Source organism: Kitasatospora sp. Ki12 (assembly GCF_054601375.1).
This window is the reverse complement of sequence record NZ_BAAIHT010000002.1, coordinates 2,543,804-2,557,819: the sequence shown is the minus strand read 5'-3', so window position 1 is coordinate 2,557,819 and position 14,016 is coordinate 2,543,804. Positions and strand designations below refer to the sequence as shown.

General features: G+C 72.8%; 15 protein-coding genes. 13 read left to right on the top strand and 2 right to left on the bottom strand.

What is annotated here, in order from left to right; all coding sequences use genetic code 11:
• Nucleotides 1-36: 36 nt before the first annotated feature.
• Nucleotides 37-411 (bottom strand): RNA-binding S4 domain-containing protein, encoded by a 375-nt coding sequence (locus ACYP53_RS28865; protein ID WP_459649558.1) that lies wholly within the window; start codon nt 409-411, stop codon nt 37-39.
• A 77-nt stretch (nt 412-488) separates the two neighbouring features.
• Nucleotides 489-893 carry a VOC family protein gene (locus tag ACYP53_RS28860; RefSeq protein WP_459649557.1) on the bottom strand — a complete coding sequence of 135 codons (405 nt, stop codon included), beginning with the start codon at nt 891-893 and terminating at the stop codon, nt 489-491.
• A gap of 141 nt (nt 894-1,034) precedes the next feature.
• Here ACYP53_RS28860 and ACYP53_RS28855 point away from each other — a divergent pair, with 141 nt between their 5' ends.
• The 13 genes from ACYP53_RS28855 to ACYP53_RS28795 all read left to right on the top strand — a co-directional run bounded on the left by ACYP53_RS28855 (nt 1,035) and on the right by ACYP53_RS28795 (nt 14,002).
• Nucleotides 1,035-2,201: a methyltransferase gene (locus ACYP53_RS28855; protein ID WP_459649846.1), complete on the top strand. Its 1,167-nt coding sequence runs from the start codon at nt 1,035-1,037 to the stop codon at nt 2,199-2,201.
• A gap of 116 nt (nt 2,202-2,317) precedes the next feature.
• Nucleotides 2,318-3,346, top strand: coding sequence for an N-acetyl-gamma-glutamyl-phosphate reductase (gene argC / locus ACYP53_RS28850; RefSeq protein ID WP_189920811.1), 1,029 nt, complete (start codon nt 2,318-2,320; stop codon nt 3,344-3,346).
• Nucleotides 3,347-3,360: 14 nt separating this feature from the next.
• Nucleotides 3,361-4,515, top strand: coding sequence for a bifunctional glutamate N-acetyltransferase/amino-acid acetyltransferase ArgJ (gene argJ / locus ACYP53_RS28845; RefSeq protein ID WP_459649845.1), 1,155 nt, complete (start codon nt 3,361-3,363; stop codon nt 4,513-4,515).
• Between the two features lie 129 nt (nt 4,516-4,644).
• Nucleotides 4,645-5,520, top strand: a complete 876-nt coding sequence (gene argB, locus ACYP53_RS28840; protein ID WP_189921070.1) for an acetylglutamate kinase — start codon at nt 4,645-4,647, stop codon at nt 5,518-5,520.
• Nucleotides 5,517-6,722 carry an acetylornithine transaminase gene (locus ACYP53_RS28835; protein ID WP_459649556.1) on the top strand — a complete coding sequence of 402 codons (1,206 nt, stop codon included), beginning with the start codon at nt 5,517-5,519 and terminating at the stop codon, nt 6,720-6,722. Before argB ends, ACYP53_RS28835 begins: the two co-directional genes overlap by 4 nt.
• A gap of 23 nt (nt 6,723-6,745) precedes the next feature.
• On the top strand, nt 6,746-7,294 hold the full coding sequence (locus ACYP53_RS28830; RefSeq protein ID WP_049652068.1) for an arginine repressor: 549 nt from the start codon (nt 6,746-6,748) through the stop codon (nt 7,292-7,294).
• 113 nt (nt 7,295-7,407) lie between these two features.
• On the top strand, nt 7,408-8,832 hold the full coding sequence (gene argH, locus ACYP53_RS28825; RefSeq protein WP_459649555.1) for an argininosuccinate lyase: 1,425 nt from the start codon (nt 7,408-7,410) through the stop codon (nt 8,830-8,832).
• Nucleotides 8,833-8,936: 104 nt separating this feature from the next.
• Nucleotides 8,937-9,194, top strand: coding sequence for a sigma-70 family RNA polymerase sigma factor (locus ACYP53_RS28820; protein ID WP_189920805.1), 258 nt, complete (start codon nt 8,937-8,939; stop codon nt 9,192-9,194).
• Between the two features lie 234 nt (nt 9,195-9,428).
• Nucleotides 9,429-9,929, top strand: a complete 501-nt coding sequence (locus tag ACYP53_RS28815; RefSeq protein ID WP_189920803.1) for a GNAT family N-acetyltransferase — start codon at nt 9,429-9,431, stop codon at nt 9,927-9,929.
• Between the two features lie 548 nt (nt 9,930-10,477).
• A complete protein-coding gene (locus tag ACYP53_RS28810; protein WP_459649554.1) occupies nt 10,478-11,503 on the top strand; it encodes a methionine ABC transporter ATP-binding protein in 1,026 nt (341 codons plus the stop codon).
• Nucleotides 11,500-12,234, top strand: a complete 735-nt coding sequence (locus tag ACYP53_RS28805; protein WP_459649553.1) for a methionine ABC transporter permease — start codon at nt 11,500-11,502, stop codon at nt 12,232-12,234. Before ACYP53_RS28810 ends, ACYP53_RS28805 begins: the two co-directional genes overlap by 4 nt.
• Before the next feature lie 57 nt (nt 12,235-12,291).
• Nucleotides 12,292-13,116, top strand: coding sequence for a MetQ/NlpA family ABC transporter substrate-binding protein (locus tag ACYP53_RS28800; RefSeq protein ID WP_189920792.1), 825 nt, complete (start codon nt 12,292-12,294; stop codon nt 13,114-13,116).
• 223 nt (nt 13,117-13,339) lie between these two features.
• Complete coding sequence (locus ACYP53_RS28795; protein WP_189920790.1) at nt 13,340-14,002, top strand: GNAT family N-acetyltransferase; 663 nt, start codon at nt 13,340-13,342, stop codon at nt 14,000-14,002.
• The last annotated feature ends 14 nt before the right edge of the window (nt 14,003-14,016 follow it).

The window sequence follows — 14,016 nt, the reverse complement described above, 5'->3', positions numbered from 1 at the left end:
GGGGCGTCCTGGGCTCCGGCCGGCGTCGCGGTGCCCTCAGTGGCCGCGCAGCTGGTCGAACTCGCGGCGCTCCCGCTTGGTGGGGCGCCCGGCCCCGCGCTCCCGCTGTCCGGCCGCCGCGACGAACTCGCGCGGCGGCCGCGGCGGGCTGTTGTCGACCAGGCACTCCGCCGCGGCCTCGGCGCCGACGCGCTTGCGGATCAGCTTCCGCACCACCACGACCCGCTCGTGGTTCTCCTCGCGGACCCGTACCTCGTCCCCGGGCTTCAGCGCCTGGGCCGGCTTGGCCCGTTCGCCGTTCACCCGGACGTGCCCGGCCCGGCAGGCGGCCGCCGCCAGTGCCCGGGTCTTGAGCAGCCGGACCGACCAGATCCAGCTGTCCACCCGCACGCTTCCCTCGTGTTCAGCCATCCCCGGAGCCTACCCAAGCGGCCTGCCCGAGCCGGCCTGCCCGAGCGGGTCGACCCAGGCAGCCTCCGTCGGGAGCCCTACGCGGCCGACGGCGCCTCCTGGACCGCCCAGCCGTTGCCGTCCGGGTCGTTGAAGAACACGAAGTTGTTCCACGGCTCGCCGTGCCCGTTCACCCGGGACCCGGCGACGAAGTGCTGGACCGGGCTGACCTGGACGCCCCGCGCCAGCAGTTCGGCGTGCGCCTTCTCGATGTCGGCCACCACCAGCTGGAGGCCCTTGACCGAGCCGGGCGGGGAGTCGATGACCCCCCGGCCCACCACGATCGAGCAGGGCGAGCCCGGGGGAGTCAGCTGGACCACCCGGACCCCGTCCCGCAGGCGGGTGTCGTGGTCGACCGTGAAGCCTGCCTGCTCCTCGTAGAAGAGCTTCGCGCGGTCCACGTCGGACACCGGGACCACGACGACTTCGAGCTTCCAGTCCATCGCCCTCACCCCTCTCGGTCGGGCTCTTCCAGTATCCGTCCGGCGGCACTCATCCAAAACTGTTCCCCGCCGGCCGTCCGATAGCCTGAGAACACGATGAATCCCCAGACCACGCCCGCCGCGACCCCGCAGGCCACCCCGCTGACCAGCCCGTGGGGCACCCTCGACCTCACCCGCTTCCCCGAGGACCCGCGCGAGCGGCTGCGGGCCTGGGACGCCGCCGACGAGTACCTGCTGCGCCACCTGGCGGGCGAGGCGGACAGCGCGGCCGGTGCCGCGACCGAGCTGTCCGGCCGCCGGATCGCCGTCCTCGGCGACCGCTGGGGCGCGCTGACCACCGCGCTGGCCGAGCACCGCCCGGTCCAGATCTCCGACTCGCACCTCGGCCGGCAGGCCACCCGCGCGAACCTGGCCCGGGCCGGCGCCGCCGTCGACGAGGGCCTGCTGCTCACCACCCGGGACACCCCGCCGGACCGGATCGACGTGCTGTTGGTGCGCGTCCCCAAGAGCCTGGCCCTGCTGGAGGACCAGCTGCACCGGCTCGCCCCCGCGATCCACCCCGGCACCGTGGTGGTCGGCGCCGGCATGGTCACCGAGATCCACACCTCCACCCTCCAGCTCTTCGAGCGGATCCTCGGCCCGACCCGCACCTCGCTCGCCGTCCGCAAGGCCCGGCTGATCCTCTGCACCCCCGACCCGGCGCTCGAGCCGGGCCCCAACCCGTGGCCGCACCGCTACGCGCTGCCCCCGGACATCGGCCCCGCCGCCGGCCGTACGGTGGTCAACCACGCCGGCACCTTCTGCGCCGAGCGGCTCGACATCGGCACCCGCTTCTTCCTCGCCCACCTGCCCGTCCCCGCCCTGGGGGCCCGGGTGGTGGACCTCGGCTGCGGCAACGGCGTGGTCGGTACGGCGGCGGCGCTGGCCGGGCCCGGCGCGGAGCTGGTCTTCGTGGACGAGTCGCACCAGGCGGTGGCCTCCGCGGAGGAGACCTTCCGCACCAATCTGGGCCCGGAGGCCCCGGCCGAGTTCCTGACCGCCGACGCGCTCGCGGCGGACGTGGTCGCCCCCGGCTCGGTGGACCTGGTGCTCAACAACCCGCCGTTCCACTCCCACCAGGCCACCACCGACGCCACCGCGTGGCGGATGTTCACCGGCGCCAAGCGGGCGCTGAGGCCCGGCGGTGAACTCTGGGTGGTCGGCAACCGTCACCTCGGCTACCACGTCAAGCTGCGCCGGCTCTTCGGCAACTGCCAACTCGTCGCGGGCAACCCCAAGTTCGTGGTGCTGCGGGCGGTCAAACGCTGATCCGGGAGCGGCCCTGACACCGCCGGCGGGTGGCCGTCCGGCGGTGCTCCGGCAGAGACTCCTTGCATGGATTTTCCTCCACGCGTATATTCATGCCAAGACCTAGGAGGAACGCCATGGCATTGCGAGTCGCCGTCGCCGGCGCCAGTGGGTACGCGGGCGGCGAGGTGCTGCGTCTGCTGCTCGGCCACCCTGAGGTGGAGATCGGGGCGCTGACCGGCGGCTCGAACGCGGGCACCAGACTGGGCGCGCTGCAGCCGCACCTGATCCCGCTCGCCGACCGCGTGCTCGAACCCACCACCCCCGAGGTGCTGGCCGACCACGACGTGGTGTTCCTGGCGCTGCCGCACGGCCAGTCCGCCGCCGTCGCCGAGGCCCTCGGCCCGAACGTCCTGGTGGTGGACTGCGGCGCCGACTTCCGGCTCAGGGCCGCCGCCGACTGGGAGCAGTTCTACGGCTCCGCGCACGCCGGCACCTGGCCCTACGGCCTGCCCGAACTCCCCGGCCACCGCGCCGCGTTGAAGGGCAGCAACCGGATCGCCGTACCCGGCTGCTACCCGACGGCCGTCTCGCTGGCGCTGTTCCCCGCGTACGCGGCCGGGCTCGCCGAGCCGGAGGCCGTGGTGGTCGCCGCCTCCGGCACCTCCGGGGCCGGCAAGGCCGCCAAGCCGCACCTGCTGGGCAGCGAGGTGATGGGCAGCGTCAGCCCGTACGGCGTCGGCGGCGTCCACCGGCACACCCCGGAGATGGCGCAGAACCTCAGCCCGCTCGCCGGTGAGCCGGTCACCGTCTCCTTCACCCCCACCCTGGTCCCGATGCCGCGCGGCATCCTCGCCACCTGCTCGGCCAAGGCCAAGCCCGGCGTGACCGCCGAGGGCCTGCGCGCCGCCTACGCCGAGGCGTTCGCGGGCGAGGCCTTCGTCCACCTGCTGCCCGAGGGGCAGTGGCCGCAGACCAGCAGCGTCTACGGCGCCAACACCGCCCTGGTCCAGGTCGCCCTGGACGCCACCGCCGGGCGGATCATCGCGATCAGCGCGATCGACAACCTGGTCAAGGGCACCGCCGGTGGCGCGGTGCAGAGCATGAACATCGCCCTCGGCCTGCCCGAGGAGCTCGGCCTCCCCGTGAACGGAGTCGCACCGTGAGTACTGCTGGCAACGTGGGCGTGACGGCGGCCAAGGGCTTCCGCGCCGCCGGGGTGACGGCCGGCATCAAGGCCTCCGGCACCCCGGACCTCGCCCTGGTGGTCAACGACGGCCCCTCGCTCGCCGCGGCCGGCGTCTTCACCGCCAACCGGGTCAAGGCGGCGCCGGTGCTCTGGTCCGAGCAGGTCCTCAAGGGCGGCCAGGTCTCCGCCGTCGTCCTCAACTCCGGTGGCGCCAACGCCTGCACCGGCCCGCTCGGCTTCCAGGACACCCACGCCACCGCGGAGAAGGTCGCCGCCGACCTGGGGCTCAACGCGGGCGAGGTCGCCGTCGCCTCCACCGGCCTGATCGGCGTCCGGCTGCCGATGGACATCCTGCTGCCCGGCGTCACCCTGGCCGCCGGGGAGCTCAGCGCGACCGGTGGCGAGGCCGCCGCGATCGCCATCAAGACCACCGACACCGTGCACAAGACCGCCCAGGTCACCAGCCCGGCCGGCTGGACGGTCGGCGGCATGGCGAAGGGCGCGGGCATGCTCGCCCCGAGCCTCGCCACCATGCTGGTCGTGCTCACCACCGACGCCGCCGTCGACAGCGCCGGCCTGGACGCCGCCCTGCGCGGCGCCACCCGCACCACCTTCGACCGGATCGACTCCGACGGCTGCATGTCGACCAACGACACCGTGCTGCTGCTCGCCTCCGGCGCCACCGGCGTCACCCCGGACGAGGCCGAGTTCGCCGAGGCCGTCCGCGCGGTCAGCGCCGACCTGGCCCGCCAGCTGATCGGCGACGCCGAGGGCGCGAGCAAGGACATCCGGATCGACGTCACCGGTGCCGCCACCGAGGACGAGGCGGTCGAGGTCGCCCGGACGATCAGCCGCAACAACCTGCTCAAGTGCGCCATCCACGGCGAGGACCCCAACTGGGGCCGGGTGCTGGCCGCGATCGGCACCACCTCCGCCGCCTTCGACCCGGACCGGCTGGACGTCGCCATCAACGGCGTCTGGGTCTGCAAGGACGGCGGCGTCGGCGAGGACCGCGACCTGGTGGACATGAAGGGCCGCGAGGTCGTCGTCACCGCCGACCTGAACGCCGGCGGCGCGAGCGCCTCGCTCTGGACCAACGACCTCACCGCCGACTACGTCCACGAGAACAGCGCCTACTCCACGTGAGCCGTGCCACCTGATCCGCGACATCCTCCGCCAACCTCCGGCCGGGGGGACCCCCATCGACGAGGGATACCCGTGCAGATCGCACCCAAGGGCGAACAGGCCCGCAACAACACCGCGTTGCCCAAGGCCATGACGCTGATCGAGGCACTGCCGTGGCTGGAGCGCTTCCACGGCAAGACCGTCGTGATCAAGTTCGGCGGCAACGCCATGGTGGACGAGGAGCTGAAGGCGGCGTTCGCCCAGGACGTCGTGTTCCTGCGCTACGCCGGTCTGCACCCCGTCGTGGTGCACGGCGGCGGCCCGCAGATCAGCGCCCAGCTGGAGAAGCTCGGCCTGGAGTCCAGCTTCACCAACGGCCTGCGGGTCACCACCCCCGAGACCATGGACGTGGTCCGGATGGTGCTGGCCGGCCAGGTGCAGCGGGAGCTGGTCGGCCTGCTCAACTCGCACGGCCCGTTCGCCGTCGGGATGACCGGCGAGGACGCGCACACCATGACGGCGGTCAAGCGCTACGCGGTGGTGGACGGCGAGCAGGTGGACATCGGCCTGGTCGGCGACATCGTCAACATCGAGGCCGGCGCGGTGAAGGCGCTGATCGGGGACGGCCGGATCCCGGTCATCTCCTCGATCGCCCGGGGCGCGGACGGCCACGTCTACAACATCAACGCCGACACGGCCGCCGCCGCCCTGGCGGTCGCGCTCGGCGCCGAGATGCTCGTCGTCCTCACCGACGTCGAGGGCCTCTACAAGGACTGGCCGAACTCCGACGACGTGATCAGCCAGCTCAACGCGAGCGAGCTGGATGAGCTGCTGCCGGGCCTGGCCAGCGGCATGCTCCCCAAGATGGAGGGCTGCCTGCGCGCCGTCCGCTCGGGGGTGGGCACCGCCCGCGTCCTGGACGGCCGGGTGCCGCACAGCCTGCTGCTGGAGATCTTCACCGACGAGGGCATCGGCACGATGGTCGTGCCGGACGACGAGCCGACCGTGACCGGGGGACTGGCATGACGCACAACGAGCAGCTCACCGAGCGGTGGCAGCACACCTTCACCGACAACTACGGCACCCCCCGGATCCCGCTGGTGCGCGGTGCGGGCAGCAGGCTGTGGGACGCGGACGGCAAGGAGTACACCGACCTGCTCGGCGGCATCGCCGTGAACGCCCTCGGTACGGCCCACCCGGCCGTCGTCGAGGCGGTCGGCCGGCAGATCGCCACCCTCGGCCACGTCTCCAACCTGTTCATGGCCGAGCCGACCGTCGCGCTCGCCGAGCGGCTGCTGGAGCTGGACGGCCGGCCGGGCGGCCGGGTGTTCTTCTGCAACTCCGGCGCCGAGGCCAACGAGGCCGCCTTCAAGATCAGCCGGCGGACCGGCCGCACCCACCTGGTCGCCCTCCAGGGCGCCTTCCACGGCCGGACCATGGGCGCCCTCGCGCTCACCGGCCAGCCCGCCAAGCAGGACCCGTTCCGCCCGCTGCCGGGCGACGTCACCCACGTCCCCTTCGGTGACGTGGAGGCGCTGCGGGCGGCCGTCACCACCGAGACCGCCGCCGTCTTCCTGGAGCCGATCCAGGGCGAGAACGGCGCGATCCCGCTGCCGGACGGCTACCTCAGGGCGGCGCGCGAGATCACCCGGGCCACCGGCACCCTGCTCGTCCTGGACGAGATCCAGACCGGTGTCGGCCGCACCGGCCACTGGTACGCCCACCAGGCCTTCGAGGGCGTCGAGCCGGACGTGGTCACGCTGGCCAAGGCGCTCGGCGGCGGCCTGCCGATGGGTGCGACCCTCGCCTTCGGGCCGGCCGCCGACCTGCTCACCCCGGGCCAGCACGGCACCACCTTCGGCGGCAACCCGGTGGCCGCCGCGGCCGGGCTCGCGGTGCTGGACACCATCGAGTCCGAGGGCCTGCTGGAGCACGTCCGCAAGCTGGGCGAGCGGCTGCGGCACGGCGTCGAGGCGATCGGCGACCCGCTGGTCTCGCACGTGCGCGGGGCCGGCCTGCTGCTCGGCATCGTGCTCACCGAGCCGGTCGCGGCCCGGATCCAGGCCGTCGCGCAGGAGGCCGGCTTCCTGGTCAACGCGGCCGTCCCGGACGCCGTACGGCTGGCCCCGCCGCTGGTCCTGACCGAGCAGGAGGCGGACGCCTTCCTCGCGGCGCTGCCGGGCATCCTCCGGACGGTGCGGGAGAACGCCCCGGCCGATGCGAGTTGACCGTCGTCCGGGAGAATAATCACATGACCGCTTCCCACTCCGGCCCGTCCGCCGCCGGCCCGACGCCGCAGGTCCCGCAGACCCGCACCGCGCGCCACCGGCGGATCGTGGACCTGCTCACCCGCCAGCCCGTGCGTTCGCAGAGCCAGCTCGCCAAGCTGCTCGCCGACGACGGACTCGTGGTCACCCAGGCCACCCTCTCCCGGGACCTGGACGAGCTGGGCGCGGTCAAGATCCGCAACCGGGACGGCGCGCTGATCTACGCCGTCCCCGCCGAGGGCGGCGACCGCACGCCGCGCGCGCCGATGGGGGAGTCGGCCAGCGAGGGCCGGATGGCCCGGCTGGCCGGCGAGCTGATGGTCTCCGCGACGGCCTCCGGCAACCTGGTGGTGCTGCGCACCCCGCCGGGCGCCGCCCAGTTCCTGGCCTCGGCGATCGACCAGGCGGAGGTGTTCGAGATCATCGGCACCATCGCCGGTGACGACACCGTGCTGCTGATCAGCCGCGACCCGGCCGGCGGCCAGGCGCTCGCCGACCACCTCATGCAACTCGCCCAGGCGAAGGCGCAGTAGCGTCCGGACACCCACGACCCCGGCCGACGGACCCCGTCGGCCGGGGTTTTGTGTTTCATACGCCATCGTGCATACTTATGCCGTCCGCTGTACAGGCATGAAGGAGCCCCGCGATGACCGCCCAGCAGTCCTCCGACGTCCGCCTCTGGGGCGCCCGCTTCGCCGACGGCCCGTCCGAGGCGCTGGCCAGGCTCTCCGCCTCGGTCCACTTCGACTGGCGCCTCGCGCCGTACGACATCGCCGGCTCCAAGGCCCACGCCCGGGTCCTGCACAAGGCCGGCCTGCTCTCCGACGAGGAGCTGGCCGGCATGCTGGGCGGCCTCGACCGGCTGCTCGCCGACGTCGAGGCGGGCACCTTCACCGGCACCGTCGCCGACGAGGACGTCCACACCGCCCTGGAGCGCGGCCTGCTGGAGCGCCTCGGCGCCGAGCTCGGCGGCAAGCTGCGGGCCGGGCGCTCGCGCAACGACCAGATCGCCACCCTGTTCCGGATGTACCTGCGGGACCACGCGAAGACCATCGGCGGCCTGCTGCTCGACCTCCAGCAGGCCCTGGTCGGCCTCGCCGAGGCGCACCCGGACACCGCCATGCCGGGCCGCACCCACCTCCAGCACGCCCAGCCCGTGCTCTTCGCCCACCACGTCCTCGCGCACGTGCAGGCCCTCGGCCGGGACGCCGAGCGGCTGCGCCAGTGGGACGCCCGCACCGCCGTCTCGCCGTACGGCTCCGGGGCGCTGGCCGGCTCCTCGCTCGGCCTCGACCCGCAGGCCGTCGCCGCCGACCTCGGCTTCGAGGGCGGCTCGGTCGGCAACTCCATCGACGGCACGGCCTCGCGCGACTTCGTCGCCGAGTTCGCCTTCGTGACCGCGATGATCGGGATCAACCTCTCCCGGATCGCGGAGGAGGTGATCATCTGGAACACCAAGGAGTTCGGCTTCATCACGCTGCACGACGCCTTCTCCACCGGCTCCTCGATCATGCCGCAGAAGAAGAACCCGGACATCGCCGAGCTCGCCCGCGGCAAGTCCGGCCGCCTGATCGGCAACCTGACCGGCCTGCTGGCCACCCTCAAGGCGCTGCCGCTGGCCTACAACCGGGACCTCCAGGAGGACAAGGAGCCGGTTTTCGACTCCTGCGACACGCTGGAGGTGCTGCTGCCCGCGTTCACCGGGATGATGGCCACCCTCACCGTGCACCGGGAGCGGCTGGAGGAGCTCGCCCCGGCCGGCTTCTCGCTCGCCACCGACATCGCCGAGTGGCTGGTCAAGCAGGGCGTGCCGTTCCGGGTCGCGCACGAGGTGGCCGGCGCCTGCGTCAAGGTCTGCGAGGCCGAGGGCATCGAGCTGTCCGACCTGACGGACGAGCAGTTCGCCGCGATCTCCGAGCACCTGACGCCGGAGGTGCGCTCGGTGCTCAGCGTGCACGGCGCCATCGCCTCCCGCAACGGGCGCGGCGGCACCGCCCCGTCCGCCGTCGCGGTCCAGCTCGCCGAGGTGAAGGCGGACCTGGCGCGACAGCAGGAGTGGATCCGGGTCTGACCCGGGGCCGGGGGAGGGGCGCGGCGGTCCGACCGGCGCGCCCCTCCGGCGTCCGCGCCCCGGCCCGGGCGTAACCGGCCCCGCCCCCGGGCGTCATGCACGGTGTGTGCACAACCCTTCCCCCCGTCCCCTCCGCCGAGGACGTCTACCTCGCCGAACGCCGCCGCCGGGTGGTCCGCGAGACCGTCGCCGCGCTGCCCGGCCGCTGCCCGCAGCTGGTCGCCGCCCTGGCCGAGGACCCGCCGCCGACCTACCGCGAGCTCTCCGAGCGCCTCGGCATGCCCCGCGGCTCCATCGGCCCCACCCGCTCCCGCTGCCTCGCCTGCCTGCGTACGCTGCTCCACGCGGAGCGGTACCCGTGAGGCGCGGGGGCGGCTCCCGCCGCGCCCGTCCGCGCCGCCCGACCGGGCGCCCCGGCCCCTCCCCGAACGGGCGTGACCCTCGCCACGTCCGGCCCCGCGAAGGTTGAGGAAAGCTGACACCCGGGTAGAGCGCTGGCGAACGCAGCTCTTGACGGTGCCGCGATCACTCGGATACTGAGCGTGAGCGCGCCACCCTCTGCGCGCCGGGCACGACGACTGGGGAGGCCCCTCCACATGGGCATGAGCGTGATCATCTCGGCCGCGGCGGCCGAGGACGCGGAGCAGATCCTCAAGCTCCAGTACCTCGGCTACCAGCCCGAGGCCGAGCTGTACGGCGACTGGGCGATCGAGCCCCTGACGCAGAGCCTGGAGAGCCTGCGCGCCGAACTGACCGAACAGCACTTCCTGGTCGCCCGGCTGGGCGACGAGGTGGTCGGCACCGTCCGGGGCCACGTCGGCGCCGACGGTGTCGGCCGGATAGGGCGTCTGGTCGTCCACCCGCGGATGCAGCGCCACGGCCTCGGCGGCCGCCTGCTGGACGCGCTGGAGCGCCGCCTCGTCGAGGACGGCCGGGTGTCCGCCTTCCGCCTGTTCACCGGCCACCGCAGCCTCGGCAACCTGCGCCTGTACGCCCGCCAGGGCTACCGGCAGACCCGGGTCGAGCAGGTCAACAACCGGCTGAGCTTCGTCCACCTGGAGAAGCCCGTCAGCACGCCGCTCGCCGCGACGGCCTGAGCCCGCCGCTCCGCGCCCCCTCGGCGCCGCCACCATCCGGACGGTACGGTGGCGGCGCCGAGCCGTGTTTCCGCAGGTCAGAGCCGAACGTGTCCGTATTGCGGACAGCCCCGTCAAATAATTGGGCGTACCCGGAGCCATCTGTTTTACTGGCTCACATGACTGCGACGACGAACTGCACCCCCACCGGCACAATGCCGGCAGGTGAGCGTGCCATGTGTCGTCGAATGTGTCACTGCTGAGGGCCACCGCCCCCGGCGCCCCCCTGCGGGTGCCCTTCCCCTCGCGCCCCGAAGCGAGACTCCGGCGCCGCTCCCGCCCGTGCGAGCGCGTCCGTCATCCCGTACCCCTCCCCCTGCCGTGCCCGCCCACCCGCGGGCACCGGTGACTCGTAAGGGCCACGCCGTCGCGCGGCCCGGCCGTCCAGCGGCCACGATCAAGGGGTGGCAGGTCCGGATCCCCCTGGCGAAGCGACGTAAGACGCCGCCGACCGCACGCCGGTCGGGCGGTCGACCCACGCCGCCCGCCCCCGACCCACGGAAGCCGCTGTGATCACCACCACGGACCTCACGAAGGTCTACCGCTCCCGAGGCCGCGAGGTGACCGCCCTCGCCGGCGTCGACCTGCACGTCCGCCCGGGCGAGGTCTACGGAGTCGTCGGCACCAGCGGTGCCGGCAAGTCCACCCTCATCCGCTGCGTGAACATGCTGGAGCGCCCGACCTCCGGCACCGTCACCGTGGACGGGCTCGAACTCACCGCGCTGTCCGGTGGCGAGAACCGCGCGGGACGGGAGCTGCGCGAGGCCCGCCGGCGGATCGGCATGGTCTTCCAGCACTTCAACCTGCTCGCCTCGCGGACGGTGCAGCAGAACGTCGAACTCCCGCTGGAGATCATCGGCCTGGACCGCACCCAGCGCCGCCGCAAGGCCGCCGAACTCCTCGACCTGGTCGGCCTCGGCGACAAGGCCCGCAGCTACCCCAACCAGCTCTCCGGCGGCCAGAAGCAGCGCGTGGGCATCGCCCGCGCCCTGGCCGGCGACCCCAAGGTGCTGCTCTCCGACGAGGCCACCTCGGCGCTCGACCCGGAGACCACCCGCTCGATCCTCAAGCTGCTGCGCGACCTCAACCAGCAGCTCGGCCTCACCGTCCTGCTGATCACCCACGAGATGGACGTCATCAAGTCCGTCTGCGACTCGGCCGCCCTGATGCGCGGCGGGCGGGTGGTCGAGTCCGGCAGTCTCACCGACCTGCTGGCCGAGCCCGGCTCCGAGCTGGCCCGCGAGCTGTTCCCGCTCAGCGAGTTCGGCACCGGACACCCCGGCTCCACCGTGCTGGAGATCACCTTCCAGGGCGACACCTCGGCCCAGCCGTTCGTCTCCCAGCTGGCCCGCACCTACCAGATCGACATCAACATCCTCGGCGCCGCCGTGGAGACCATCGCCGGCCGGATGGTCGGGCGGATGCGGGTCGAACTGTCCGGCGGCCACCAGGACAACGTGGTGCCGATCGGCTACCTGCGCGAGCAGGGCCTGCAGGTGGACGTGATCGGCGCGGCGAACGGAGCGGTGGCATGACCTGGGACCAGATGCAGGAACTGATGTGGCCCGCCACCCAGGAGACCTTCCAGATGGTCGGGGTCGCGACCGTCTGCACCGTCCTCCTCGGGCTGCCCCTCGGCGTCCTGCTGGTGCTCACCTCCAAGGGCGGAGTGCTGCAGAACCAGCCGGTGAACAAGGTGCTCGGCGCGATCGTGAACCTCGCTCGCTCGCTGCCGTTCATCATCCTGATGATCGCGCTGATCTCCTTCACCCGGTGGCTGACCGGCAACTCCCTCGGCTGGCAGGCGGCCACCGTGCCGCTGACCGTCGGCGCGATCCCGTTCTTCGCCCGCCTGGTCGAGACCTCCGTCCGCGAGGTCGACCGCGGCCTGATCGAGGCCGTCCAGTCGATGGGCGGCGGCACCTGGACGCTCGTCCGCAAGACGCTGGTGCCCGAGGCCCTGCCCGGCATCGTGGCCTCCGTCACCACCACGATCATCGCGCTGATCGGCTACTCCGCGATGGCCGGCACGGTCGGCGGCGGCGGCCTGGGCGACCTCGCCTACCGCTACGGCTACCTGCGCTTCGAGACCGCCTTCATGTGGATCATCGTGGCGGAGATCGCGATCATCGTGACGATCATCCAGCTGGCCGGCGACTACGCCGTGCGCCGGCTGGCGAACCGGGGCCAGGGCGGCGGACGCACCCGCCTGCTCCGCCCGCGCGCCGCCACCCCCGAAGCCGACGAATCCGCCGTCGCCTCCTAGACCTCCCCCGTCCGACCCTGGACGCGGCTCCCCGCATCACGCAGAAAGGCACTTTTCGTGCGCAACGTTCTGAAGTTCACCAGCATCCTCGCCACCGCCGGCCTCGCCCTCTCCGTGGCCGCCTGCAGCAGCTCGGGCTCGTCCTCCTCGGACCCGAACGCGCCGCTGAAGGTCGTCGCCAGCCCCACCCCGCACGGGCAGATCCTCAAGTTCGTCAAGGACAACCTCGCGGACAAGGCGGGCCTCAAGCTCGACATCAAGGAGGTCACCGACTACGTGACCCCCAACACGGCGGTGCAGGACGGTTCGGCCGACGCCAACTACTTCCAGCACGTCCCGTACCTGGAGGACTTCAACAAGAAGCGTGGCACCGACATCGTCTCGGTCGAGACGGTGCACCTGGAGCCGCTCGGCGTCTACTCCAAGAAGGTCAAGTCGATCACCGACCTTCCGGACGGCGCCACCATCGGCCTGCCGAACGACGCCACCAACGAGGGCCGCGCGCTCAAGCTGCTCGCGGACAACAAGCTCATCACCCTCAAGGACGGCGCCGGCACCGCCGCCACCCCGGCCGACGTGACGGGCAACCCGAAGAACCTCAAGTGGAAGGAGCTGGAGGCCGCCCAGCTGCCCCGCTCCATCACGGACGTCGACGCCGCCGTCATCAACGGCAACTACGCGCTCGACTCCGGCCTGAAGCCGGCCACCGACGCCCTGGTGCTGGAGAAGGCCGAGGGCAACCCGTACGCCAACATCCTCGCCGTCAAGAAGGGCAAGGAGAACGACCCGCGGGTCAAGAAGCTCGCCGAGCTGCTGCACTCCGACGAGGTCAAGAAGTACATCAACGACACCTTCCAGGGCTCGGTCGTCCCGGCCTTCTGATCCGACGCACCTCCGTCGCGGCGCCGTCGCACCGCCGTCCCCCCGCAACGCCCGACCGGGCCCCCGCCGCACCTCGGCGGGGGCCCGGTCGGGCAGTATGCACCAGGGACGCCCCGGGCAAAGGCGTTCTGACGTACCGTCGTGCGCGCGGCGCACCGCGTGATACCCGGAGTGCGACGGAGGCGTACGGTGTTGTGTTCACGACCCGGCGAGGAGAGACGGCATGGCAGCGAGCTTCCCCGAGACCGCCATCAGCACCGAACGGCTGCTGCTGCGTCCCCTTGCGGAGGACGACGCCCCCGGCCTGGCCGCGATGATGGCCGATGACCTCGTACTGGCCTGGACGGACCTCCCGCACCCCTTCACCGAGGCCTACGCGGCCGAGCTCGTCCGCACCCACGCCCCCGCCCACCGGGCCGCCGGGCGCGGCATCGTCTTCGCCGTCACCGAACACCTGACCCAGCGCCTGGTCGGCCTGGTCGAGCTGCGCAACACCGACTGGCGGCTGCGCAGCACCGAGATCTCCTACGTCACCGCCACCTGGGCGCGCGGCGAGGGCTACGCCCCGGAGGCCGTCCTCGGCGTCGCCCAGTGGCTGTTCGAGGACCGCGGCTTCCTGCGCCTGGAGATGCGCACCGCCGCCGGCAACACCGCCGCCCAGCAGGTCGCCGGGAAGATCGGCGCGATCAGCGAGGGCGTGCTGCGCAGCGCCTGGATAGTGCGCGGCGAGCCCGGGGAGGCCTTCGTGGGGGCTCCCGGCCGCCGGACCGGGGAGGAGAGCCGCAGCGACCTCATCCTGTGGAGCCTGCTCCCGGAGGACCTGGAGTCGCCCGGAGCGCACCGGGGCGGCTGGCACGGCGAGCACCGCTACGTGCTGCGCGACTGACCCGCCAGGCCCGG